The sequence below is a fragment of the Micromonospora sp. C95 genome, assembly GCF_018070465.1.
Taxonomy (GTDB): Bacteria; Actinomycetota; Actinomycetes; order Mycobacteriales; family Micromonosporaceae; genus Micromonospora.
The window spans coordinates 188,378-213,126 of record NZ_JAGPXT010000001.1 but is presented as its reverse complement, the minus strand read 5'-3'; the positions used below and the strand labels follow the sequence as shown (position 1 = coordinate 213,126).

23 protein-coding genes are annotated in these 24,749 nt (G+C 72.1%); 15 read left to right on the top strand and 8 right to left on the bottom strand.

The window, feature by feature from the left end:
• Window positions 1-35: 35 nt before the first annotated feature.
• The 6 genes from KBX00_RS00975 (at window position 36) to KBX00_RS00950 (ending at window position 5,216) form a co-directional block, all read left to right on the top strand.
• Window positions 36-899, top strand: coding sequence for a branched-chain amino acid ABC transporter permease (locus tag KBX00_RS00975; RefSeq protein ID WP_307867918.1), 864 nt, complete (start codon window positions 36-38; stop codon window positions 897-899).
• Window positions 896-1,954: a branched-chain amino acid ABC transporter permease gene (locus KBX00_RS00970; RefSeq protein WP_210822268.1), complete on the top strand. Its 1,059-nt coding sequence runs from the start codon at window positions 896-898 to the stop codon at window positions 1,952-1,954. The genes KBX00_RS00975 and KBX00_RS00970 overlap by 4 nt, the downstream gene beginning before the upstream one ends.
• Window positions 1,951-2,748 carry an ABC transporter ATP-binding protein gene (locus tag KBX00_RS00965; protein WP_210822266.1) on the top strand — a complete coding sequence of 266 codons (798 nt, stop codon included), beginning with the start codon at window positions 1,951-1,953 and terminating at the stop codon, window positions 2,746-2,748. Before KBX00_RS00970 ends, KBX00_RS00965 begins: the two co-directional genes overlap by 4 nt.
• Entirely contained in the window at window positions 2,732-3,475 is a 744-nt protein-coding gene (locus KBX00_RS00960) for an ABC transporter ATP-binding protein (protein WP_210822264.1), read from the top strand. The genes KBX00_RS00965 and KBX00_RS00960 overlap by 17 nt, the downstream gene beginning before the upstream one ends.
• A gap of 176 nt (window positions 3,476-3,651) precedes the next feature.
• The gene (locus KBX00_RS00955) at window positions 3,652-4,413 is read left to right on the top strand and encodes a hypothetical protein (protein WP_210822262.1); all 762 of its coding nucleotides are present in this window, start codon (window positions 3,652-3,654) and stop codon (window positions 4,411-4,413) included.
• A gap of 11 nt (window positions 4,414-4,424) precedes the next feature.
• On the top strand, window positions 4,425-5,216 hold the full coding sequence (locus tag KBX00_RS00950; protein WP_210822260.1) for a methyltransferase domain-containing protein: 792 nt from the start codon (window positions 4,425-4,427) through the stop codon (window positions 5,214-5,216).
• Between the two features lie 56 nt (window positions 5,217-5,272).
• On the opposite strand, the gene KBX00_RS00945 is transcribed toward KBX00_RS00950, so the two are convergent.
• The 3 genes from KBX00_RS00945 to KBX00_RS00935 form a co-directional block, all read right to left on the bottom strand.
• A complete protein-coding gene (locus KBX00_RS00945; RefSeq protein WP_210822258.1) occupies window positions 5,273-5,533 on the bottom strand; it encodes a hypothetical protein in 261 nt (86 codons plus the stop codon).
• Window positions 5,534-5,639: 106 nt separating this feature from the next.
• Window positions 5,640-7,115: a tyrosine-type recombinase/integrase gene (locus tag KBX00_RS00940; RefSeq protein ID WP_210822256.1), complete on the bottom strand. Its 1,476-nt coding sequence runs from the start codon at window positions 7,113-7,115 to the stop codon at window positions 5,640-5,642.
• A complete protein-coding gene (locus KBX00_RS00935) occupies window positions 7,112-7,462 on the bottom strand; it encodes a hypothetical protein (protein ID WP_301547119.1) in 351 nt (116 codons plus the stop codon). Before KBX00_RS00935 ends, KBX00_RS00940 begins: the two co-directional genes overlap by 4 nt.
• 155 nt (window positions 7,463-7,617) lie before the next feature.
• Here KBX00_RS00935 and KBX00_RS00930 point away from each other — a divergent pair, with 155 nt between their 5' ends.
• Window positions 7,618-8,940 carry an NYN domain-containing protein gene (locus KBX00_RS00930; RefSeq protein ID WP_184680189.1) on the top strand — a complete coding sequence of 441 codons (1,323 nt, stop codon included), beginning with the start codon at window positions 7,618-7,620 and terminating at the stop codon, window positions 8,938-8,940.
• Window positions 8,941-8,966: 26 nt separating this feature from the next.
• On the opposite strand, the gene KBX00_RS00925 is transcribed toward KBX00_RS00930, so the two are convergent.
• The 5 genes from KBX00_RS00925 to KBX00_RS00905 all read right to left on the bottom strand — a co-directional run bounded on the left by KBX00_RS00925 (window position 8,967) and on the right by KBX00_RS00905 (window position 12,914).
• A complete protein-coding gene (locus KBX00_RS00925) occupies window positions 8,967-9,458 on the bottom strand; it encodes a hypothetical protein (RefSeq protein ID WP_301547118.1) in 492 nt (163 codons plus the stop codon).
• Window positions 9,459-9,612: 154 nt separating this feature from the next.
• The gene (locus KBX00_RS00920) at window positions 9,613-10,164 is read right to left on the bottom strand and encodes a DNA cytosine methyltransferase (protein WP_210822252.1); all 552 of its coding nucleotides are present in this window, start codon (window positions 10,162-10,164) and stop codon (window positions 9,613-9,615) included.
• Window positions 10,161-11,027 carry a hypothetical protein gene (locus tag KBX00_RS00915; protein ID WP_210822250.1) on the bottom strand — a complete coding sequence of 289 codons (867 nt, stop codon included), beginning with the start codon at window positions 11,025-11,027 and terminating at the stop codon, window positions 10,161-10,163. Before KBX00_RS00915 ends, KBX00_RS00920 begins: the two co-directional genes overlap by 4 nt.
• A complete protein-coding gene (locus KBX00_RS00910) occupies window positions 11,024-11,998 on the bottom strand; it encodes a TRM11 family methyltransferase (protein ID WP_210822248.1) in 975 nt (324 codons plus the stop codon). The genes KBX00_RS00915 and KBX00_RS00910 overlap by 4 nt, the downstream gene beginning before the upstream one ends.
• Complete coding sequence (locus tag KBX00_RS00905) at window positions 11,982-12,914, bottom strand: hypothetical protein (protein ID WP_210822246.1); 933 nt, start codon at window positions 12,912-12,914, stop codon at window positions 11,982-11,984. The genes KBX00_RS00910 and KBX00_RS00905 overlap by 17 nt, the downstream gene beginning before the upstream one ends.
• A gap of 842 nt (window positions 12,915-13,756) precedes the next feature.
• Here KBX00_RS00905 and KBX00_RS00900 point away from each other — a divergent pair.
• The 8 genes from KBX00_RS00900 to KBX00_RS00865 all read left to right on the top strand — a co-directional run bounded on the left by KBX00_RS00900 (window position 13,757) and on the right by KBX00_RS00865 (window position 24,418).
• Window positions 13,757-14,638, top strand: coding sequence for a hypothetical protein (locus KBX00_RS00900; protein WP_210822244.1), 882 nt, complete (start codon window positions 13,757-13,759; stop codon window positions 14,636-14,638).
• Window positions 14,639-15,268: 630 nt separating this feature from the next.
• A complete protein-coding gene (locus KBX00_RS00895; protein WP_210822242.1) occupies window positions 15,269-15,679 on the top strand; it encodes a pilin in 411 nt (136 codons plus the stop codon).
• Window positions 15,680-15,681: 2 nt separating this feature from the next.
• Complete coding sequence (locus KBX00_RS00890) at window positions 15,682-16,593, top strand: conjugal transfer protein TrbL family protein (protein WP_210822240.1); 912 nt, start codon at window positions 15,682-15,684, stop codon at window positions 16,591-16,593.
• On the top strand, window positions 16,590-17,555 hold the full coding sequence (locus KBX00_RS00885; RefSeq protein ID WP_210822238.1) for a PrgI family protein: 966 nt from the start codon (window positions 16,590-16,592) through the stop codon (window positions 17,553-17,555). Before KBX00_RS00890 ends, KBX00_RS00885 begins: the two co-directional genes overlap by 4 nt.
• Window positions 17,552-19,384 (top strand): VirB4 family type IV secretion system protein, encoded by a 1,833-nt coding sequence (locus KBX00_RS00880; protein WP_210822236.1) that lies wholly within the window; start codon window positions 17,552-17,554, stop codon window positions 19,382-19,384. The genes KBX00_RS00885 and KBX00_RS00880 overlap by 4 nt, the downstream gene beginning before the upstream one ends.
• The gene (locus tag KBX00_RS00875; protein WP_210822234.1) at window positions 19,381-21,888 is read left to right on the top strand and encodes a helicase HerA domain-containing protein; all 2,508 of its coding nucleotides are present in this window, start codon (window positions 19,381-19,383) and stop codon (window positions 21,886-21,888) included. Before KBX00_RS00880 ends, KBX00_RS00875 begins: the two co-directional genes overlap by 4 nt.
• A gap of 344 nt (window positions 21,889-22,232) precedes the next feature.
• Window positions 22,233-23,117: a replication-relaxation family protein gene (locus KBX00_RS00870; protein WP_210822812.1), complete on the top strand. Its 885-nt coding sequence runs from the start codon at window positions 22,233-22,235 to the stop codon at window positions 23,115-23,117.
• Window positions 23,118-23,605: 488 nt separating this feature from the next.
• The gene (locus KBX00_RS00865; RefSeq protein WP_210822224.1) at window positions 23,606-24,418 is read left to right on the top strand and encodes a hypothetical protein; all 813 of its coding nucleotides are present in this window, start codon (window positions 23,606-23,608) and stop codon (window positions 24,416-24,418) included.
• Window positions 24,419-24,749 lie beyond the last annotated feature (331 nt).

The following is a 24,749-nucleotide window of genomic DNA, read 5'->3' as shown; positions in this document are numbered from 1 at the left end:
CCACACCAAGCACACGAGAAGGGGGTGCAGTGCGCGTGGACGCCTACCTGATACCCGCCGTCGACGGCGTCGCCTACGGGCTGCTCCTGGCCATCGCCGCCGCGGGGTTGACCGTCGCGTTCGGCGCCGGGGGTGTGCTCAACCTCGCGCACGGCACCCTGATCGCCGCCGGTGGCTACGTCGCCGCCGCCACCAGCTCGGGGACATGGCCAAGCCTCGCCGCCGCGGTCGCACTGGCGGCTGGTGTGGGTGCCGCCGGCGGTGGGGTGCTCGCCGCCGCGACCGCCGCACTGCAAGGTCGGGGGCACCTCGACCAGGCGCTGCTCACCTTCGGTGTCGCGCTCGTCGGCGCCGACCTGCTCACCGCCGCTTACGGCTCCGACACCCTGCGACCTCGCCTGCCTGAGGTGTTGGAGGCGACCGTCCGGATTGCCGGGCACCGGTATCCAGTCGACCGGCTCGCCGTGCTGGGCGTCGCTGTCGCGGTCGTCGCCGCCGGCTACGTGGTGCTGCACCGCACCCGCGCCGGGCGGCTGATCCGCGCCACGGTCGACGACCGGGCCATGGTTGCCGGCATCGGTGTGAACCCCCGACTGGTGGACGCGGCAGTCCTGGTCGCCGCCGGTGCACTCGCCGGCCTGGCCGGCGCGTTGACCACGCCGATCCTCGGCGTCGGCCCGCACACCGCCGACACCGCGCTGCTGCTGTCGCTGATCATCGTGGTCTGCGGTGGCCTCGGCTCCGTGCCCGGCGCGCTCACCGCCGCCCTCGCCGTGGGCGTCGTGCAGACCGTCGGCGTGACGTCCTTCCCGGCGCTCGCCCCGTACCTGCTGATCGGGGCCATGGCCGTGGTGCTCCTGGCCCGTCGGACCAGCCTCCCCGCAGGGGCGTCGGCATGAGCGGTCCACAGCATCACATCTCGGCGACGGTGGTGCGCGCGCTGGCACGACGCGCGCAACCGTGGTCGGCATTCGGGCTGGCAGCGGCGGTGGTGGGCGCTGTGGCCGTCTCACCGGATCCGTACCTGCACGCCACCGCCGCGCGGATGCTGCCTCTGGCGGTGCTGACGGTCAGCGTCGCGGTGGTCACCGGCCACGCGGGACTGCCGACGCTCGGCCAGGTCGCCCCGTACGCGGCCGGTGCCTACGCCACCGCCCGGCTCGCCCTCGCCGGCACCGACCTCGCGCTGCTGCACCTGTTGGCGGCGGCCGGGGCGGGAGCCGTGACCGCCGGGGCTCTCGGCGCGTTGCTGGTCCGCTACCGCGCCACGGTGTTCCTCATGCTCAGCCTCGCCGTCGCGGAACTGACCGCGATCACCGCCGCCCAGTGGCGCACGGTCAGCGGCGGCACCGACGGGCTCGCCGGGATCCCCGCCCCCCGCCTACTGCCCGGCCTGCCGCCGCTGACCGCCGACCGCACGGTGCTCCTCTACACCGCCGCCGTGGCGATCGCCGCGACCGCCGCCGCCATAACGCTGCTCGACGGCGACCGGCGCACGCTGCTGGCGGCCGTACGCGCCAACGAGGCCCGCGCGAGCGCCAGCGGCCACCAAGTCACCGCCTACCTGTGGACGGCGCACACCGGTGCGGGCGCGCTCGCCGGGATCGGCGGGGCCCTGCTCATCCACACCCACCGGTGGATCACTCCGGCCGATGTCGGCTTCACCACCGCCGCCCTCGCGCTACTCGCCGTGGTCATCGGCGGCGCAACCTCGCTGCCCGGCGCCGCCGCCGCCACGGTCGCCGTCCTCGCCGTGCGCGACGTCGTGGGGGCGTCGCTGCCCGGCCACGCGCCCCTGCTCCTCGGCGCCCTGTTCGTCACCGCGGTGTACCTGCTGCCCGGCGGCCTGACCGCTCTTTCTGCGCGACTGGCTAGCTTGCCCATCCACCGGCGCCGTCCCACTTTGCACACCCCCGAGGGCCCGGACCAACCCGTCACCAGGAGCACCCCGTGAGGACCGTCCACCGCATAGACCCCGACGGCGTGCCGTCGCAGCGCGAACCGGGTGACATCGACCGCGCCCACGGCAACGGCCTCGTCGCGACCGGCCTGCGCCATGCCTACGGACAGCTGACCGTCCTCGACCTGGACACGTTCACCGTCGCCCCCGGCGACCGCCACGCCGTCATCGGCCCCAACGGCGCCGGCAAGTCCACCCTGCTGAACATCCTCGCCGGCACCACCCGCACGCAGACCGGCACCATCACCTATAACGGGCAAGTCGTCACCCGGCGTGGCCCGGCCTGGCGGGCCCGCGCCGGCATCGGCCGTACCTTCCAACACCCCCGCGTCTACCCGAACCTGACCGTGCTGGACTGTGTGCGCATGGGCGGCTGGCACCACCGCCACCAGCCCGAACGCACGCCTCTGGAAGCCCTCGACCTCGTCGGCCTGCTCGGGTACGCCGACTACCCGGCCGCCGCGCTGTCGCACGGGCACCGCCGCATGCTCGACCTGGCCGTCGCCCTGGCCGGGCAGCCCCGCGTGCTGCTGCTCGACGAGCCCGCCGCCGGCCTCACCGACACCCTTACCACCCGCCTGCTCGACATTCTCGGGCGTCTACCCGGCTGGATGGCGGTCGTGCTCGTCGAGCACCACATGGACGTCGTCGCCGCCCTCGCCGACTGGACCACCGTCCTGCACCATGGCCACCGCCACACCGACGGCCCTACCGACACCGTGCGCGCCGACCCCGCCGTCACCGCCCTCTACCTCGGCACCGGGGGTGACGATGCTGCGCATCGGTGACCTCGCCGCCGGCTACCGCCCCGACACCCCCGTCCTGCACCACATCACCGTCGATCTGGCGGCCGTCGCCGTGCACACCGTGGCCGGGCCCAACGGCGCCGGTAAGACCACCCTGCTGCACACCCTCGCCGGACACCTGCGACCTACCACCGGGCGGGTCCTGCTCGACGGCCGCGATGTGACCGGCTGGACGCCCGTCCGCGCCGCCCGCACCGGGGTTGCCCTCGCCCCGCAGGGGCGGCGGCTGTGGCCGTCGCTGACCGTCGCCGAACACCTCACCGTCACCCGGCCGCCCGTCCGCCGCCCGGACAGCCGCACCTGGGCAGTGGACGAACTGCTGGAGATGTTCCCGGCCCTCGCGGCCCGGCTGCGCCACCGCGGCCACCAACTCTCCGGCGGGGAGCAGCAGATGCTCACCATCGCCCGCGCCCTGCGCACCGCGCCCCGGCTGCTGCTGTGCGACGAGCCCACCGAAGGACTCGCCCCCACCATGGCCGCGCACGTCACTCACGCGCTGCGGGATCTGCCCTGCCACGGCGTCACCGTCCTCGCCGCTGTGCCGCACGCCCGCGCCGCTGCCACCCTCAGTGACACCGTCTACGTCCTCGCCGATGGACGCCTCACCGGACCCATCGCCACCAGCGGCGGACAGGCCGAGCAGGCGCTACGCGACCACCTCGCCCTGGTCTCACCCGCCCTGCCCAACCCTGGACAGGCACACCGATGACCCCCACTACCGCGGCAGTGGCGTCCCTGGTGATGCTCGCCGCCACCTCCGTACCCGCCGCGACGATGCCAGCACCGATCCCCGTTCAGGCCAGGGCCGCGCACTGTCCCACCTCAGCGGCCCCGCAGCCCCGGCTTGCAGCGGCAGATCACACCCCCGGCCACAGGGGCACTCGGGTGGCGTACCCGCAGCCGGCGCGCGCCCCGCTGCTAGCGCTGGCGGCACGCCTGCGGGCCAGCGCGTGCGACACCGTCGCGGGTCGGTATGACCTCGTGCACTACCGGCAGTGGAACAACCCCGCGCGCTTCGGGGCGGCGGTACGGGAGGTGGTCCGCTGGCGCGGCGACGACCGCTCCGGCGGCCAACTCGCCACCCAGCACCCCACCGGCGTCGTCCCGGTCACCCACGACTGGTGGCAACCCGGCGACCTCTACAGCGTCGGGCTGGTCGACCCCTTCACCCGCACGGACGTGCTGCGGGAAGACATCGGCATCAACGAGCCCTCACCAGCCGACCCCACCGAGGTGCTGGCGAACCTGGCACACCTGTCGACCTGGTACAGCCCTCGCCGGGACGGCCGCGCCGCCACCCTCACTGTGCTGGCCGACCTGATTCCACTCACCTACTACTCGCGCCTGGTCGACCGTTCCGGTCGCCCAGGCATCGCCGTCGCCGCCACCAGCGGCGACCGGCGCGCCCTGCTCGTCCTGCACCCAGACACCGGGGAAGTCCTCGCCTACGAGTCCGCCCACCTGGGTCCCTTCGGCTGGCGCGTGCAGACCTACCGCCTCTACCTCGCCCACAGCCACGCCACCCGCCGCTGGTGGGAACCCCCCGCCCGTCCCCGGCCAGCTCCGCTACCGCGACCGCTGTACCCGCGGCCGCAACAGCACTGGCTGCTGACAACGCCCCCGCCTTGCCACACCACGACGACCTAAGGAGTCGCACCATGACGGCCACCGCACCCACGCAGCGCTACCAGTTTCGCAACAGCCCTCACCAGCTCCACCCCCTGCAGGAGATGCTCGACCCGGTCACCCTCGACGACCTGACCCGCCTGGGCGTCAACCCCGGGCACACCGCCCTCGACGTCGGAGCCGGCGCCGGCTCGATCGCCCGGCACCTGTGCGAACTCGTCGGCCGCACCGGAAAGGTCATCGCCGTCGACATCGACACCAGCATGCTCAACCCCACCGGCGTGCTCGACGTCTATCAACGCGACCTGCGCACCCAGCCGCTGCCGGTCGAACCCGGCACCATCGACGTCGCTACCGCCCGCTGCGTCCTGGAACACCTGCCGAACCGGCACCTGATGCTCCACCAGATGATCAACGCGCTGCGCCCCGGCGGGCACCTTGTCCTTGGAGAGATCGTCTACGCACCCGTGTCCGCGCACGCCCCGGCCGACAGCGACAACGACCTCATCACCCGCGTGGTGCACACCATCCTCGACGTCCTCGCCGGGCGCGGGGTCGACCTGCACTGGGGCGACAAGGTTCCGTCGGTCCTGCTCGGCAACGGCTTCGAGCAGGTCCACACCCGCTGGGTCGCCGAGACCTGGGCCGGGGGCAGCGCTGGCTGCCGCCTGTACGCCGACAACGCCACCCAGCTACGCGACCGGCTCCTCGCCGAGGACCTGTCCCACGACGAGCTCGACCGGTTCGCCGAGCTGATGGCCGACCCGGCGGTGCTGGTGCGCGGCTACCAGTTCGCCTCCACTACGGGCCGCAAGCCCCGCTGAACCTGACAGGCGGGCGGCCGAGGTCGACGGGGGGCCGAGGCCCGGCAGGGCGCTCGCTAGTCGTCATTCGGCAGGTACCAGCCGTGTTCACGGTGCCTGGTGGTTGCGTCCGGGTTGTCGCGCTCGTAGGCCTCGTTGGCGCGGCGCGTCATCTCTTTGTCGTAGCGGTGCAGCTCGTCGTAGAGGTTCGACGCCTCACCGACGTTGTCGCTGGATACGTAGCGCTGTCGTAGCGCTTCGCGTTCGTCTTCGAGTTCCTCGTCGGACAGCGGGCGGAGGCTACCCATGCCGCGTGCGACGGAGTCGAAGATGCCCATCCGCAGATGCTGTCACGCCGGGGAATGGCGGGCAAGGAAGCGGCATAGGCCCCTCAGCCGGGCGATTTCGTGGTGCGTCGGCGTGCTGCACGGTGCGTCTCGCACGCTATGCGGCCGTGTCGCTGCGCGGGATGAGGTCGGCGACGGCATCCGCGCCACTGCGTTCGAGTTCGAGGATGACGGTGGTGTAGGTGTCGGAGGTCAGGCCGATGGTGGAGTGGCCGAGGGTTTCCTGGACCTCTTTCATGTCGGCGCCGCCGTGGCGCAGGTAGGTGGCGGCGCAGTGCCGGAGGTCGTGCAGCCGTACGGGTGGCAGGCCTGCGGTGGCGACGAGGTGGTCGAAGCGGTCGCTGATTGTCTGGGGGTGCCAGGCCTTGCCGTCGGGACGGACGAAGAATCGGCCGCTGTCGGGCCATCCGGTGTCGTTGACCTGTTGCCAGCGGCGGCGCATGTCGAGGTAGGAGCGCAGGGCGGCGATCGTTTTCGGGCCGAGAGGGATGACCCGGTCGCCGGCGTCGCTTTTCACCGGCCGGACGATGGGGGTGTAGCCGACGGTGGTGATCTGTTCTACGACGGTGAGGTAGCCGGCGTCGAGGTCGACGTCGTGGTCGCGGAGACCGCAGGCCTCGCCCCGGCGTAGGCCTCGGTGCAGGATGAGCAGGAACATCGCGTAGAGGACGATGTCGTGGCGTTGCGCGTGGTCGAGGAACTGTCCGGCCTGCTGCGGCATCCACACCATGACCGGGCTGGGACGCCTGCCGGTGGACTGCCAGTGCTCGACCGCCTTCGCGGTCCAGACCCGCGCCTTGGGTCGTTTCGCGGAGGGCAACTCGACGCCGAGGGCGGGGTTGGTGGGGATCAGCTTCGCTCGGACGACGGCGTCGTTGAGTGCCTTGCGCACCGTGGCGTACAGCCGGTGTGTGCTCGATGCGCCCATCGGCCGGACGCCCTTCACGTTCGCCCGGATCTCGGGGTCGCTGCTCGCGCGGGCGGCGCGGATCTCGTCCTGCTTGACCGCGATGGCGGTGAACATGCCCTCGATGTGGGCCGTCCGTAGGCTCTGGATCGGGATGGCACCGAGGTGGGGAATCAGGTAGAGGCGGATGTGGTCGGAGTAGCCGCGCACCGTCTTCTCCGCCAGTCCCCGCCGTCCGTCCAGCCACGCGTTCAGGTACTCGCCGGTGGTGGTCGGCACGGAGGCAGGCACGCCGGCGCGGACACGGGCGGCAACCGCGTCGCGGTCGGGCAGCGGGGTGCCGGGCTGGCAGGAGTGCAGCAGGTCTCCGATCTGCGCCGCGACGTGGGTGTCGCCGTCGGCGACATCGAGCAGCGCGCGGGCGTGCCGCAACTCGGCGGCGGCGGTGTCGCGGCTGTCGAAGCCGGACCGGCGTAGCTGCCGGCGGGGCCGCGCGGGTCGGACGGGCAGTTCGAGTTGGTAGCCCCATACCCCGTGGGTGGGGTGCCAGCCGCCGCCCGGCCGGCGCAGTCTCGGGCACCGGCTCCCCAGCCTCTTGCCGGTGTCGGGGTCGGTGCAGGTGCAGCGTTTGGTGAGGGCCCCTTCGGGGCTGCGGGTGCGGGTCACGGTTCCTTCTTCCTGTCGCCGCCAGTGTGCGGCGGGTCGATGCTGCTGATTTCGTCCTGGTGATCGACGCTTCGCATCCCGCCCAGGGTCAAGTCGCCGGACGTCGGCGACAGACCCAGGGCGGTGAGGATCCCGGCGACGGGCACCTTGTAGCGGGCGCCGACCCGCAGGACCGGCACCGGGAAGTCGCCGGTGCGGGCGAGGTCGTAGGACAGGGCGCGTCCCAGGCCGAAGACACGTCCGGCGGTGGGCAGGTCGGTGATCGCGCCGAGCGCGCGGATGCGCTCTTCGGTCCACACCTCGCCACCGCTGGCGGGGGTTCTGGGATTGATGTCGTGGCTGGTCACGGTGATTACTCCCGAGTCTCGAAAGGGGAAAGGAAAGTGAGGTCAAGTCGGACAGGTGCGGCCCTCGCTTGTAGCGGACCATCACCCCGCCCTCACACGTACTGCCGTGAAGACGGGGTGATGGCGTCCTTGCTCAACGTTGGTAGGTTGCGCTCGTGGATCACGTTCGGGCGGCGCTCTACCTCGACTTCGACAACGTGTTCAGCGGCCTCTACAAGTTGGACCCGGACGTGGCAGTTCACTTCGCCGAGGATCCGGGGGGATGGCTGCGCCGGCTGGCGACGACGGCCACGACGGATGGCGTACGGCGCTGGCTGGTCCTGCGCTGCTACCTCAACCCCGCGGGCTGGGTGTACCGCGCAGACCCAGATGGGGAGCAAACGCGGTTGTACTTCTCGAAGTTCCGGCCGTCGTTCGTCCGCGCCGGCTTCGATGTGATCGACTGCCCTCGCTATAGCAGCACGAAGAACGCGGCCGACATCAGGATCGTCGTTGACGCCGTCGACGCACTGTCCGTCGACACCCGGTATGACGAGTTCGTCATCGCCTCCGGCGACTCCGACATGACACCTCTGCTGCAACGCCTACGCCGTTCCGACCGGCGAACCATGATCGTGTCACCGGCCGACGCGGCTGAGGCCTTCACCGCGATCGCCGACCAGGTTCTCGACAGCCAGCACCTGTTGGCACTGGTGCAGGGCGAGTCGGTCGATCTCGACGACGAGCCCGACAGTGAGGTGGAGGACGGGTTGGACGAACATGTGGCCGCGGTCGCGGGTGACGCCCCTGCCTCTGGTCAAAGCGAGGCGTACGAGGCCTTCCGGTCTATCGTGACCCAGGAGTACGCCACGGCGACTGAGCCGTTGAATATGGCTTCGCTCGCTTCCCGGCTGCGGATGCAGCTCGGTCCGTCGGTCACGGACAGCAACTGGTTCGGCTTCGGTAGCTTCGCCCGTGCGGTGGCGAGCTTGACGTTGCCGAACCTGCAGACGTCGCAGTACCTGATCTGGGACACCAGCCGCCACCCGGCTCCGGAGGCGGCCACCGCGACGCCACGCGTCGCCCTGCCGGACGTCGTTGAGCGCTTGGGCGATCAGCTCGACCTGCCGCGAATGCCGCAACACTGGTGGCCGGCGATCTACCGGACACTCGCGGAGTACGCCCAGTCCCAGCGGTTCAACCTGACCCACTGCACCAGCTGGGCCCGAGACCAGCTACGCGACCAGGGGCTGCCGGTCAGCCGCAACGCCGTCGCGTTCGTCGTGCGGGGCACGTCGTTCGGCGGTTGCCCGCTGCACCGTCAACCCCCACCGACAGCCGACGACATCGCAGCGGCGTTCGTCGGCAACGTCCTCAGCCGCGCCGACGCAGCGGAGATCACGTTCTCCGACGAGGAGATCACGACGGTCCACACCTGGCTGGGCGCAACACCGGACAACAATCCCGAGCAGGTAGACCGGACGGAGAACCCTTCGTAGCTTGTTCCACCCGCGGCGACAGCTGGTCACGCGGACCCCTCCCACCGACGAGGGCACAGCAGAAGCCGCAACGCCGCGGCAGCCTGCTGGGGGACGACGCCGTTGCCGAGAACCCGTAGTGCGGCGGTGCGCGGCAGCCGGAGAGTTGGGTCGGTGACCCAGTGCTCGTCGAGTCCCATGAGCCATTCCACGAACGGTGGCGCCAGGACGGGCTTGCTGTGCTGGCCCAGCTGGGTGGGTTCCGGCGCGGGCCGGCCGAGCAGCAACTCCCAGCGGGCCACAGCGGCGGCGTAGACGCCCCACTGGCCTGCGTCGGGCTGGCCGAGCCCGGCAACGGTGGTGCGTAGATCCGCACCGCCGTCGCCGTGCTGGCCAGGCCCGCGCGCGTCGGACGCGCGCGGGGTGGGCAGGGACCGGGCCGGTACCTGCACGGCCGCCGACGGCAGTGTCAGGTCGCCGTGTGAGCCGCGCTGCCCGGGGCAGCCCTTCGTTCCGTCGGTGGCCCGTGGGGTGGGCAACAGGACCTGCGACAGCGGGGGCCGGAACCCGGCCCCCGCTCGCCGTCCTGGAGTACCAGTGTCGCTGGCCCTCGGGGTGGGCAGCAGGCCACGGGTGGAGCCGGACGCCTCGATCAGGTCAGGCAGCCCGTACTGGTGACCGGGCCCTTTCCCATCACGGGCGCACGGTGTCGGTAGCGTCCGCACCCCCTCCCAGCCGAACGGTGGGTGTGGCCAGCAGGAATAGCCTGTCCCGGCGGTGGGCTGCGCCGATGTCGGATGCGCGTAGGCATGTCCAGCTCGTGTCGTACCCGATCTGGGCCAGGTCGGCGTGGACGACGTCGAATCCGCGTCGCAGGAGCGCGGCGACGTTCTCCACGAAGAGCAGCCGGGGTCGAAGTATGCGAACGGCTGTGGCGATGTGGGTCCACAGGCTGGAGTGTTCTCCGGTGATGCCGGCGCGTTTACCGGCGTTGCTGATGTCCTGGCAGGGGAATCCGGCGGTGAGGATGTCGACGGGTTCGACGCTGCTCCAGTCGAGGGTGCGGATGTCGCCGAGGTTGGGCACGTGGGGCCAATGGTGGGCCAGGACGGTGGTGGCGTGCCGGTCGGTTTCGGCGTACCAGGCGAGGTGGCCACCGAGCACCAGCTCGACGGCCATGTCGAGGCCGCCGTAGCCGGTGCAGAGCGATCCGATCCGTGGGGAGGTTGGGTGGGCAATGGTCACGCCACCTCCCCACGGTCAGCGCCGCCGGGCACGGGAGTGTCGTGGGGGCAGGTCCACGGCCCGCAGCTCGGCGAGTCCGCCGGCCGCGGGCGTGGATGCAGTACCACCTCGTCGAGTGGCACCCGCTGCCGATGCAGGAAGAACTGGCCGCGCAGTGGCTGCCCGGCGGCGTTGGCCCGGGCGGAGCCGTGGCGGACCGCCGTGTCGAAGGCGACCGCGTCGGCCCACTCGGTCGGGCTGTTCTCCCGCAGGGCGGCCCAGAAGCCGTCGTCGTGGAACGGGCACCCGACGCACGACGACTTCGGGGTGTTTCCGAGGCCGTGCCGGCGCAGGTAACGCAAGCAGTCGTCGCGCCGCCAACCGAGGTCCAGCAGGGGGAAGACGTTGCGCATGTAGGCGACGTCGGCGTCGCGGGCCCGGCCGATCTCGTCCAGGCTGATCCCGATCGCCATCTCCGCGATCACGCCGGCCGGTACCCGCCTCGGGTGCGGGTAGCCGAGCCGGCGCCGCACCTCCGCCTTGATCGGTTTGATCTTGTATTCGCTGGTGCACTGCCGGCGGGCCATGCCCCGCTCGCCGGCCGGCCCGAGGGTGAACAGGGGCATGCTGGCGAAGCGGTGGGCCGGGTCGAGCGCGTCAGCGCGGATGTTCCCGGCGCTGACGCGTACGACCTCGATCCCGGCCCGCTCGGCGATCCCGGTCAGCCGGCCTAGGTGCCGGTAGACGGCGGCCGGTTCCCACGAGGTGTCGGCGAAGACTGCGGCGTCAAACGGTGGGATCCTGCCCTGGGCGGCCAGCAGCAGGAGCGTGGAGCTCTGCACACCGGCGCCCAGGGACAGGTAGCGGTGGGTGGGTGCGGTCACGCCACCACCCCGGATTCCGGCGCCGGGCTCTTGACGAACACGAGGACGTCCTCGTGCGCGATCAGGTGCATGGGAGTGCCACCAGCTCGGGCCTTACGGACGGCCTGGAGTTGAAAGAACGACGGCCGCGCCACGAGCCCGCCATCGCGGACGGCCGCGAGCAGCGCCACACACCGGTCCACCGGGGTGAGGCCAGCCCGGATGCCGGCGCCGATCACCGCGCTGGGCAGGTCGACGAGTTCGCCGTGCTTGCGCCACGGCCTGGCGGTCACGACGACGACTCCGCCGGGGCGCAGGAGGGTGTGGCAGCCGGCGAGGATCTGGGCGAACCCGTCGGCGAGTCCGGTGAGGTCGCGGTAGGCGAGGTTCCCGCGGTCGGTGCCGTCGTTGTAGGCGTTGTCGAACTTGGCCACCCCGTCGGCGCCGGGCCGGACCAGGCCGTGCACGGTCGGCCCGTACGGCGGCGACGTCACCACCAGCGCCACCTGCCCGGCCAGGGCCCCGGGTACGAGCGACAGGATGCCGGTGGCGTCGCCGCGGATCACCCCGGCCCGTCCGGTCGCACCCTGGGCATGGGCGTGCTTGATGTTGGCGTCGGCGATGTCGGACCACCGGGACTCGTACTCCACCCCGATCGCGTCCCGGTCGGCGTGGATCGCCTCGACCAGGGTCGTGCCGATCCCACACATCGGGTCCAGCACCAGGTCACCCGGCTGGGTGTAGGCGGTGACGGCGTGCGCGGCGATCGCGGGCAGCATCCGCGCCGGGTGCTGCACCGACTCGCGCACATACCGGCCGCGGCGCTGGACCGGGCCGGTCGACTGCGCGGTAGCCCACACCGACAGGCCCTCCGGGCCGGGAGCAGCCCGATGACGCCCGACCGGGCCAGTGCTCGTGGCGGCAGCCGTCGTGGTCTGCCCGTCGGGCTCGCTGGGGTTGGTTTGTGCGCGGTGCTTAGCCACGGCGACCACCGCCCTCGCGCCCGCCCCGGCGCGGAGCCTGACGCTGGTGCTGGGTCTGGCTGAACACCATCAGGTCCGCGTGGACCCGCAGATGCGCCACCCGCCACCGGTCGCCCAGGGCGGTGGTGAGGGTGAGCAATTCCTCGTCGGTGACGTGGTACACGAACGCGTCCCCGTCGCTGTCGGCGGTGACCGCGACGAGGTGCTGCAGGTAGCCCAGCCCGACACTGGCGGCGGCCTGGACCACGCCGGAGAAGTCCTCCGGCCGGGCGGTGGTGCCGGCCGGAACGGTGACGACGAGGATCAGGCAGCCACCCGGCTGCAGCAGCGCGGCGCAGCCGGTCAGCAGCCACGCCAGCCGCACCCGGTTGGTCGCGGCATTGGGGTCGAGGGGCCAGCAGGCGACCACGAGACTGGTCGCCTGCTGCAGGGAACCGCCGGGCGGCGGGCCGGCGACCGTGTCGGCCGGTGGGTGCAGGTCCGGGTCGGTGAGGTCGTCGCCGAACCAGGCCCCCATCTCCGGCAGGTCCTCGTCCTCGTCGGTGCCGCCGGCGGTGCCGCCGGCGGTGCCGGCGGGCGGACGGGGAGTGGCCGGGCCGACGATCAGGCTGGACGCGTCGGTGAACCACGCTGGGTGGTGCCGACGGCCCCCGGCCGCGCAGGCGGAGGTGAGGGCGTGGTCGCCGGTGAGGTCGACGACGACCTCACCGGGGCGGCTGTAGGCGGCGACGAGCCGGGCGGCGAGGCGGGTGCCGATGCTTCGGCCGGCGTCGCCCGGGGTGCGGGCGGTGCGCCAGACGGTAAGCGGTACCGGCGGGTCGCCGGCAACCAGGTCGGTCGGGGTGGGGTCGACCTCGGCCAGGGTGCCGGTGTCGACGGTGGGATCGTGCTGCGGGTTGTGGTGCTGCGGCGTGTGCTCGCTCATGTGGTGTCGGCTCCGCGCCGCGCCGTGGTGCGCTGACACCCTCAAACCGGTGTTTGTCAGCTGTGGCGAACACCTGCCGATCTCACGGTGATCTCACGACTGTCTGACAGCCGATTCCTGTCCGCTCGGCTGACCTCGGGAACGCGGGATGATTTGGCGGTCGCTGGCTCGACTGGGCCAGGCGGGCGTCGTGAGATCGTCACAGCCCTCCGCCACCTCCGGCTGTCAGACGCGCACGGTCACGACCACCTCGACCATGACAGCGACTTAGATCGATGACACGCGGGTGCTGGCCGGTCTTGTCAGATCGCCGTCCGGTGTCCTGGACGGCAGCGGCGTCTGTCCCGAAGGTGGCGATGTCACCGAGGACACCGGTGCCGGACTGTCATCGGAGGCGGCGGGCGTGTCAGACCGTCCCTACGCCGGACGAACGCTGTCAGACGGCGCGGTGACGATGACACTCGGCCGTGGTGTCAGTCGGTCGCGAGCTGACACCACGCCGTCCGCGGGGCGCTGCCAGACGCTGTGAGACCGGCAGTCCCCCGTTGTCAGACCCCTCGGCGGTGTCATGTCCCTCGCGGCCTTGGTCCTGTGTCCGCCGCCTCCTGTCGTGTCAAGGCGCAGGTCAACGCGGCTTTGTCAGAACGGCGACGCGCGCTGACGCTGGTCTGCAGTCAGCGGGTGGCCGGTGGCGGCTGACGCCGTCGAGCTGATGTTCCATGCCTGTCGGCCTGCGTTGTCAGGGGCCGGTGAGACCGAGGTGGCGCAATGGCGGTCAGGCGCGCCGGCTCTACACCTCCGGCCCGTCATCGACATTCGTCTCTGACATGGGAGTTCGTGACATGACCGCGTCCGCCAAGGACTGGCCCGACTCACCGCTGGACGCCGTGGACACCGCGTTCGCCGCCCTGACCTGTGATCCCGATCCGTTGTCACTGGACCTCGACCCGCTGGCCGACCAACTCGGCGATGACAGCGGTCTGCCCGGTGGTGTCATCGCGCTGCCGGCGTTGCGGCAGTGGCTGCTGGAGCATCCCCGCGCCTACACGGCGCGTGACGTCGTGTGGCGGGAGTTGGTCCGCCGCGCCCGTCTCGGCGGGCCCGCCTGGGTCATCGCCGCGGTCGCTCTGGCGATGCCGGCGCTGCGCCGCTACGCCGGCCGGCTGCACACCGGCTGGGCCGGTGACGCTCACGACCTGGACGCCGAGATCCTCACCGGCTTCCTCGGCGCTCTGCGGGACCGGGTCGATCTGGCCAAGCCGGCGCCGTACGCGGCGTTGTGCATGGCGGCGTGGCGGGCCGGCCACGAGCTGCGGCAGCGTGACGGCGCCGAGGCCGTGCCGGTGGACGACCTCGACCATGTCACCGGCTCCCGTACCCCGAAGCGTCCCTACGGGCATCCGGACCTTCTCGTACGCCGGGCGGTCGAGTTGGGCATCGTCGACGCCTGCGACGAGCAGCCCTACATCGACGTGCGGCTGGGCCGGCGGGCTATCGAACCCATCGCCGCCCGCCTCGGCCTGGAGGTCGACACGCTGCGGCGGCGCGTCGAGCGCATCGACGTCCGCATTGCCGACGCGCTCGCCGCCGGGATGCTCACCGAGGCGACCTCGCCCCGGGCGCGGGAAGACCTCGCCGCTGCGGCCGAGCGACGGCAGCACATCCGGGCCGCCCGCGGTGGCGCCCGGCCGGCCGCGGCGCAGGTGAGGCTGGCAGCCGCCTGACCGTCGACCATTCCGCAGGCTCTCCGGTCGCGGGCCCGACCATCTGGTCGGGCCCGCGACCACGTCCGGCGAACCCAGCCCCTTTCCACCGCTGCGACCGGCCCCACCCGGTTCGGAGGAGAACCGCCGTGGCCGCTGCCGAGCGGGCCTGACGGATCTCTCGCGGATCTGACAGCGGCGCTGACGGGGTGTTGATTCGGCGGCTGTGAGATTCGGGGCCGAGCCGACGGCGAGGTCCGCCCCCGGCGGCGTGATCGTCGGAAATGCCGCTGACCAGGGCTGTCAGAGGTTCGTGAGGTCGTGTCGGAGTGCTGTGGGATCGGCAGGTGTTCGCCACGGCTCACAAACGCCGGTTTGAGGGTGCGGAACTCCTCCGACGCCACCACGGCGCCAGCGGGTTCCGTCCGCCGCCGGGCCGGGAGGCCTGGTCGGTATGGGACCGGGTGCCTCGGGTGCCGCGCCACGTTGATGCGCTGACACCTCATCGATCACCGCTTACCCGAACGGGAGGACGAGCTCCTCCCGAGGTTCACCACGGTCCCCTCCGACAGGCGTCTCCCGAGCCCGGCGGCGGCCTCCTACCCACGTCGAATCGCCCCGGCGCGAGCCGGGGCGGGAGGTGCCGCCATCATGTTCCGCCCGCTGTGGGTACGTTTCCGTGCCCTGACCGCCCTGTCCCACGCGCCGATGACCACTCGTGCGCTTCGCCGCATCGCCCGCGTCGCCACGGCCGCTGCCGCGGCCGTGACGCTGCTGGCGGTGCCGGCCGCCGCCTACGCCGACCCCGGCGGCCCGGTCATCCTGGCCGCCAACGACCTGCCCACCGTCATCGCCAACCTGCAGACCTGGGTGATGGGCATCCTCGCCGCCGTCGCCACCCTGTTCCTGGTCCTCGCGGGCGTGTACTGGGCCACCGCCGGTGGCGACCCGGCCCAGGTCGACAAGGCCAAGGGTGCGTTGAAGAACGCCCTGATCGGCTACGGCCTGGCCGTGCTCGCGCCGATCCTGCTGCAGGTCGTCAAGGGAATCGTCGGAGGCTGACGATGACCTGGGCGCTCGACCAGATCCTCGACTGGTTCGCCGGTCTGCTCCTGGACTGCCTCAACGGGTTGATCACCGCGATCACCCACGCGCTGCTGATCACTCCGGACGTCACCGCCCTGCCGCAGGTGCAGGCCCTGACCGGACGGTCGATCTGGGTCGTCGACACCGTCTTCGTCCTGGTGTTCGTCGCCGCCGGCGTCCTGACCATGGTCGCCGGCGGCGACGAACGGGCCCGCTACACCGCCAAGGACCTCATGCCGCGGTGTGTCGTCGGGTTCGTCACCGCCCACTTCTCCCAACTGATCGCCGGCCAACTCATCGCGCTGGCCAACGCGTTCACCACCGCCCTGACCGCGCAGGACTTCCACGGCGACAGCGCCCTCGACGCGATCAAGACCCACCTGCTCGCCGCCCGGGACCAGACCGCCGGGCTGCTGTTCCTCGTCTGCCTGGCGATCATCGTGTTCCTGCTCGCCGCCACGGCCTGCAGTGTGATCGTCCGGTTCGCGGTCGCCCTGATCCTCACCGCGGTCGCCCCGATCGCCCTCGCCTGTCACGCCCTGCCGCAGACCGACGGGGTGGCCCGCATGTGGTGGCGCTCCTACGGCGCCATGCTGGCCATCCCCGTGGCGCAGGCGTTCGTCCTGTTCGCCGGACAGTGGATGCTGCTGGACACCAGCAACATGCTGCCGCTGCTCGGCCTACCGGTCGAACCGGGCGGCGTGCTCAACCTGTTCGTGGTGATGGTCCTGCTCTGGACCACGCTCAAGGTGCCGGGGCTACTGCGCCGCTATGCCACCAGCGGCGGCGGACGCGGCGGCAACCCGCTCGGCGCGATCGTGCGGGTCGTCGTGGTGCAGCAACTCACCCGCGGCCTGCGCATCCCCGGCCTTCGGGCGGTGGGGCGATGAGCCGCGACCGCCGCGACGAACAACCGGTCACCGCCCGGATGCCCGCCGACGTGGACGCCCCGGACAAGGTGCTCTACGGGCTGACGTTCCGGCAACTCGCGATCCTCGCCGTCGCCGCCGTCATCTTCTACGGCGCCTGGCGGGCCCTCCACGCGATCGTGCCCGCGCCGGTGCTGCTCGGCGCGGCTGTCGTGCTCGGCGGCCTGGTGTTCGGCCTCGCGGTCGGCCGCCGCGATGGACTGCCCATGGACCTGTGGCTGCTGGCCGCGGTCCGCCACTCTCGGGCGCCACGCGCGCTGTCCACCACCGACACCACCGCGAAGACACCCGACTGGGTGCAGGCCCCGGCGTCGAGAGTGATGCTGCCGGCGCCGCTGAAGCTTCCCGCCGACGCCATCGACGACCACGGGGAGATCAACCTCGACGGGGTGAAGGCGGCGATGGTCGCCGCGACCAGCGTCAACCTGGCTCTGCGCACCGCCGACGAGCAGGCCGCCCTGGTTGACACCTTCGGCCGCTGGCTCAACAGTCTGTCGACGCCGACGCAGATCGTGGTGTCGGCGCAGCCGGTCGACCTGCATTCCGCCGCCCGCACCCTCGCCCATACGGCGGACGGGATGCCGCACCCGGCTCTCGCCGACGCTGCGGCCGACCACGCCCGGTTCCTCGACGACCTCGCGCAGCGCCGGGATCCGCTGCGCCGGCAGGTCCTCATCGTCACCCGCACCACCTCCGGTGAGCGTGGCGAGCACGCCGCCCGACGCCGCGCCGACCAGACCGTCCGGTCCCTGTCCGGACTCGGCGTCACCACCCGCGCCCTGGATGGCCACGCCACCACCGCGGCGCTCGCCGCCGCGGCCGACCCCTACCGGCCGCCCCGCCCCGGCGGACTGGCCGCCCCCGACACCACCATCACCGGACCTCCGGCCCGGAGGTCGACATCCCGAAGGACATCATCATGACGATCCGCCTACGCCGCCCGACGACCCGCACCCGCCCGAACGCCACGGCGCTCCCCCCCGCCGGAGGCGTCGCGGCTACGGTGGCACCGGCCTCGGTGGAGGTGACGCCCCGGTGGCTGCGGGTCGGCGACGGCTACGCCGCCACCCTCGTGGTCACCGGCTACCCGGCCGAGGTCGGGCCGGCGTGGCTGGAGCCGCTGCTGTCCTGGCCGGGTCGCCTCGACCTGGCCCTGCACATCGACCCGATCCCCGCGCCGGTCGCCGCGTCGCGGCTGCGCAACCAGCGGGCCCGGTTCGAGTCCTCCCGGCGGGCCGACGAGCAGAAGGGCAAGCTGGCCGACCCGTACGTGGAGGCCGCCGCCGACGACGCCGCCGACCTCGCCGAACGCCTCGCCCGGGGTGCGGCGAAGCTGTTCCGCGTCGGCCTGTACCTGACCGTGCACGCCCGCACCGAAGCGGAACTCCTCGACGCGTGCGCGCAGGTGAAGGCCGCTGCCGCGTCCACCCTGATCGAAGTGCAGCCCGCGACGTGGCGGCATCTGCCCGGCTGGACCACCACCCTGCCCTTGGCGACGGACAGCCTGCAGATGCGCCGCACCATGGACACCCAGGCCCTGGCCGCCGCGTTTCCCCTGGCCAGCGCGGATCTGCCGGCGCCGCTGCCCGGTGACCCGGCCACCACCGGTGGGGTGCTGTACGGGGTCAACCCGGACTCGCAGGGCATCGTCTGGTGGGACCGGTGGGCGCAGGAGAACCACAACAGCGTGATCCTCGCCCGTTCCGGCGCCGGGAAGTCCTACTTCGTCAAGCTCGACGTGCTGCGCAACCTGTACCAGGGGGTGCAGGTCTCCGTGGTTGACCCCGAGGACGAATACCTCCGCCTCGCGGACGCGGTCGGCGGCACCATCGTGCGGCTCGGCGCACCCGGCGTGAAGATCAATCCCCTGGACCTGCCGGTCGGGGACACCCGCCCGGACGTGCTCACCCGCCGCGGCCTGTTCCTCCACACGCTGATCAGCGTGTTGGTGGGGCAGCTGCCGCCGCCCGCCGAACGCGCCGCCCTGGACCGGGCGATCCTGCGGGTGTACCGGCAGGCGGGCATCACGGCCGACCCGGCCACCCACCACCGGCCGGCGCCCCTGCTGAAGGATCTGGCCGCGACCCTGCGAGCTGACGACGCCGCCGCCGCGCACGAACTCGCCGCCAGACTCGCCCCGTGGGTGGCTGGTTCGTACTCCGACCTGTTCGACTCCCCGACCACGACCCGCCCGGACGGGCACCTCGTCGTGTGGAGCCTGCGGCACCTGCCGGACGAGCTACGGACCGTCGGCACTCTGCTCGCCTTGGACGAGATCTGGCGGCAGGTCGACCTGCCGCGGCAGTACCGCACCAGCTCCTCGCCGGAGGCGCGGCGGCTGGTCGTGGTGGATGAGGCGTGGCTGCTGATGCGCGACGGTGAAGGCGCCCGGTTCCTGTTCAAAATGTCCAAGGCCGGCCGGAAGCGCAACGCTGGCCTGTCGGTCATCACCCAGGACGTCGCCGACGTGCTCGGCACCGACCTCGGCCAGGCCGTCGTCTCGAACGCGGCCACGCAGGTGTTGCTCAAGCAGGCCCCGCAGGCCATCGACCAGGTCGCCGACGCGTTCGGCCTCACCGCGGGCGAGCGGCGGATGCTGCTGTCCGCCCGGGTCGGGCACGGCCTGCTGATCTCCGGCACGAACCGGACCGCGTTCGAGTCGATCTCCTCCCAGGCCGAACACCTTCTCGCGACCACGAAGCCGTCCGACCTGGCCGACCTCGACCCCGACGACCAGGAGGAGGACCTATGACACCCCTGCGTGCCCTATCGTCGACGCCCAGCCCTTCCGGGCCGGGCGTCGGCGTCATATACCCGCCGAGTACGCCCACGCGCTGGGTCCTGCACGTCGCGGGTTGGGCCGTGGACCGGCCGTGGCTGGTCGGCGTCGCCGCCGCCCTGCTGGTGGCCTATGTCGCCGGGCGGAACCTGCTCGACGGGTGGCGGCACCGCCGCCACGCCGAGGGCGCCCGCCTTGTCACGGTCGCCCCACCGCCGGAGGTCGACCCGCACAGCGCCGCCGCGCTGTGGGCGAACCTGCACGGCACGCTCACCCCGTCCCGCCGTCGCCGGCTGCTGTACGGCGGCCCGCACGTGGTGTGGCAGTACACCTGGACCGGCCGGCAGCTGCTCATCTCGATCTGGGTACCCGGAACGGTGCCGGCCGGGGCGGTCGAGGCCGCCGTGCGGGCCGCCTGGCCCGGCGCCGCCTGCACCACCGACGACCAGGCCCCACCGCCGATCCCCCTCGATGTGCCGGCCGCCGTCGGCGGGCACCTGCTGCCGACCGCCGCCGAGTGGTTGCCGTTCGAAACCGACCACGACAACGACCCGCTCCGAGCGCTGATGTCGGCCGGGTCGCAGCTCAAGCCGGACGAGTACGCCTGCGTGCAGGTCCTCGCCCGCCCCGCCGCCCCACGACGGACCGCACGAGCCCGCCGCGCCGCCGGCCGAATGCGCGACGGTAAGACGGCCGTACCGGCCATCAATCCCGCCGCCCCGCTGCTGTGGATCCTCGAGGCGTTCCTTCCCGGCCGTACCGCCACCACCCGCAGCGGCGGCCAGCCGGCCGGCCGCCGGGACCCCGGCGTGGAGCGGGACGTGCGGGCGATCCTCGACAAGACCGCCCACCCGCTGTGGACGATCGGCATCCGCTACGCCATCGCGAAGAACAACCACCGCGGTGGCTCCCGGCCGGAGGGCAGGCTGCGCGGTGTCGCGGACGCGGTCGCCTCGTCGTTCGCCGTCTACGCCGGCCGCAACCGGCTCGCCCACCGGGCGCGGATGGCGCACCCGGTGGCCGTGCTGGCCACACGGCGGCTCGGAGCGGGGTTCCTGGCCTCCACCCCCGAGCTGGCCGTCCTCGCCGCCCTGCCCCGGGATCTGGCCGTGCCGGGGCTGGACCGGGCGCGAGCGAAGTCCATGCCCGCCCCTGTGGCGGTGCCGACCGGCGGCCGCGGGATGAAGGTCCTCGGCGACGCTGAAGTGGGTGGCCACGCGGTGGCCCTGTCCGTCGCCGATGCGAGGTATCACATGCATGTGGTCGGATCGACGGGCTCCGGGAAGACGACCCTGCTGGTGAACCTCGCGGTCGAGGACATCAAAGCCGGCCGGGGCACTGTCGTCATCGACCCGCACGGCGACATGGTCCTCGACATCCTCGACCGGCTTCCCGCGTCCGTCGCCGGGCGGGTGGTGCTGTTCGACCCCGACCAGCCCAACCCGCCCACCCTCAACCCGCTGTCCGGCACCGACCCGGACCTGGTCGTGGACAACCTCGTGTCGATCTTCGGGAACATCTTCGCGAAGGCGTGGGGGCCGCGGATGGACGACGTCATGAGGGTGGCCTGCCTGACCCTGCTGCGGCACGCCAACGTCACCCTCCAACACATCCCGCCCCTGCTCAACTCGGCCCAGTTCCGGTCGGCGATGACCGTTGGCCTGGACGATCCGGCCGGTCTGTCTGGGTTCTGGCAGTGGTACGACGACCTCAACCCCGCCCTGCGCTCCCAGGTCATCGGCCCGGTCCTGGCCCGCCTGCGGGCGTTCCTGCTGCGGGACTTCGTTAAACGCACCATGCGCTACCCCCGGTCCAGCTTCGACATGGGCAAGGTCCTCGACGGTGGGGCGCTGCTGGTGCGCATCCCAAAGGGGCAGTTGGGTGAGGACACCAGCAAGCTGCTCGGCTCGCTCGTGCTGGCGCAGGTGTGGCAGGCCGCGACCGCCCGGGCGGCCGTGCCGGCGGACAGACGCCGGGATGCCACGTTGATCATCGACGAGTGTCAGAACTTCCTGACCCTCGCCAACAGTCTCGACTCGATGTTGGCGGAGGCGCGCAAGTACCGGCTGTCGATGGTCCTCGCACACCAGGACCTGGCCCAGTTCCCGAAGGACCTCCTCGCCGCTGCTTCGGCGAACGCCCGCAACAAGCTGTACTTCTCCGTCGCCCCCGAGGACGCCCGCGTCCTCGCGAGGCATACCTTGCCCGAACTCGACGAGCACGACCTGACCCACCTGGACGCCTACACCGCCGCCGGACGCCTCGTCGTCGCCGGGCGGCAGACACCGGCGTTCACCCTCAAGACCCGACCGCCGAAGCCGGTCGTGGGGGAGGCGACGGTGATCCGGCAGGCCGCGGCGCAGGCGGTGCCGGCGCAGGACACCAGCGCTATCGATGACCTCGTCGACCGGTTCTCGGCCCGACCCGACGACAACCGCCGGGCCCGGGGCAAGAGCGGTCCGAAGGCGAACGCCTGAACGCCGCAGGGCGGTTGGCGAGAGATCGACAGACCAGGCCGACCAGGTCGGCCGGGTCTACTGCGTCCCGGTCACCCCTTCCGTGAGGGCTTCACCAGCCCTTCACCACCGATCACCACACCGCACTGACAGATTCCGGCTCTCCGGGTCTGTCAGTGCCGCTCACCGGCGGTCAGCAGCCTCCGGTGACCACCTCACCGAACTCAGACACCCTCCCCTCGGAGGGAACTCCTCTTCCGCTTGGAGCATCCACCGTGCCTACCAACAACTCCGTCTCCCGGTCGTCGTCCGCCTCCTCCTCCGGCTCCTCGTCCGGTTCCCGTTCGTCCTCCCGTCTCGCTCGTCTGGACCGGCTTCGTCGACTCACCACCCGTGATCACCAACTGTTGCGGTTGCTCGCCGAGCACTACGTGCTCTCCACCGACCAGATCACGTCGGCGCTGTTCCCGTCGCGTCGCTCTGCCCGGCTCCGCCTCGCCCAGCTGCACCGGTTGGAGGCGGTCAGCCGGTTCGTGGACGTCACCACCGGCAGCGGCCAGCACCTCTACACCCTCGGCCCACTCGGTGCCGTGGTCCACCCGACCCAGTTCAACGACCCGAACAGCGCTGGTGCCCGAGCGCCGCGGACCAGCATCGAACGGACGGAACGCATCATCGGCAGCCGCCGCCTAGCCCACCTGCTCGGCACCAACCAGCTGTTCATCGACCTGATCGGCTACGCCCGCGCCGACGAGCACGCCCGGCTGGCGCGGTGGTGGTCCGAACAGCACACCACCGCCGCGTTCGCCGCCGCCTCCTACGCCGCCGGCAGCGGGGCCGGGGTCCAGCCCGACGGGCACGGCATCTGGCACGCCGGTGGGCGCGCCGTCGGGTTCTTCCTCGAACACGACAACGGCACCGAACCCCTCGGCACCGTGCTGCGCAAGCTGCGCGGCTACGAGCAGCTCGCCCGCTACGGGCCGCGGTACCCGGTGCTGCTGCGCGTCCCCGGCCGCCGCCGCGAACAGCACCTCCTCGACGCCCTCGCCGGAGTGCCCACCGCCATGCCCGTCGCCACCGGCCTGCACAGCGAGCACCCCGCCGGGCCCGCCTGGACCCTCACCACCGATCCGGGCCTGCGCCGCTGGCTGCATGAACTGCCCTCAGATCACGGCCCGGACAACCCGGCCACCAACCCGCACCGCTTCACCGACACCGACCTCAGCGGCCCCACCGCCCCGGAGCCCTGACGCCCACCTTCACCGCACGCGGAGGGGGGTGTCCACCGTCGTGGGCGACTGTGAGACCGACCGGATCTCACAGCCTCACCGTTCCTCACCCGCTTAATCGAGCGGTCGTCTGACAGGGCAGGTCAACCGCACTTCTGACGATCGAGACGGCGGCCGGCGCTGACAGATCCGGCCGCTACCTTCATCGGCACCACCTTCACCTATATATCGCTCCACCCGGTCCGGTCCCACCTCGGGAACCACCGCCGCACCCCAACGGTGCGCTCCGCCCACCCGCCTTCACGGCCGGTCGGCGCCCGCGCCGCGCGGCGACCCCAGGTCGCACCGCACCACCCGCACCAACCCGCAACGCCAGCACCAGCCCGCTCCACCAGCAGCGACTCTGCTGCACCCATTTCCTGTTCGTCCCGTGCGTCGACCCATGTACCCGGTGGGCCGACCACTTCCGCGCGCCCAACAACGCGCCCCAACCGAAGGAGGAACCCCTCATGACCGCAACCAACGGTGCCGCGACTCCGCTGAGCCGCTACGGCACCCGCGTGGCGACGGTGACGGCCCGCCCGGGCCGCAAGCCCGCCCCCGCGGCCACCACCGCCAGCACCACGGCGCCCACCAGCCCGGTGGTCACGCCGACCGCGACGATTAACACCATGATCGTCTGCCTGCCCGACGGACTGCCGTCGCAGGCCCTGACCGCCACCCAGCTCGACCGGCACTTCGGCGTGTCCGGCACCCTGCAGTCCCGTTTCTGGGCCATCCCGGACATGTGGCTGTGGCAGCGGCGCGACCTGGTCGCACCGCGCAAGGGACGTCCGGTGTACTGCGCCGGCGGACCGGTCAAGCTGCTCGACCTGGACGCCATGCGTCACGCCGCCGGCGTCGGCGCCGGCATCCGCCACCAACTGTGGCAGCAGGTCGTGCACGGCACCCGGCCGGCCACCCCGTGGCCGACCCTGCTGGCCCGCCACCTGGCGGACCCCGCCAAATACCCGCGCGAGCGAGCCGAGGCGGACTTCAACAACCAGCCCCGCGTCAACGCGATGCGGATGCACAACGCGGCCAGCTACGGCGCCGCCCACCTCAGCCCTGGTGAGCTGGAGATGTTCCAGGCAGGCCCGATGGCCTACCAGCACTACAGCGCCACCACCGCCGTGTGCGGCGACGCCCTGCTCACCCCGGACGGGCACAAGTTCGCACCCGCGAGCGACGCCCTCACCCACCGGGTGACCTACCTCGAGCAGGCGAACCGGTACCTCGACACCATCGAGGCCGGCCAACGGCTGCTCGCCGTCGCCCTGTAGCACCACCGGGATCCGGAACCGGTCGGGCACCGCCACCCATCCCTTCTTCCCTGGGGATCGGCGGCGGCCCGACCGGCTCCACCCCCTTCCCCGCCGCCCCGGCCACCAGCAGCAGACGCGAGCTTTGCAGCCGCGGCCCTTGAGCGTCCCGGCCCCTGCGACGCACACACCCGCCGCGACGAGTGCGGCCACACGCCCACACGACATTGACCACACCTGAACCACGCCCGCCTGCACTACATCCGACCCGCTCCTGCGGGCCATCCGCCCTACCCACGGGGGGCCAAAGCGGCGTGGCGTGGACCCACTGCCGGCCCCGTGCGGCACCGCC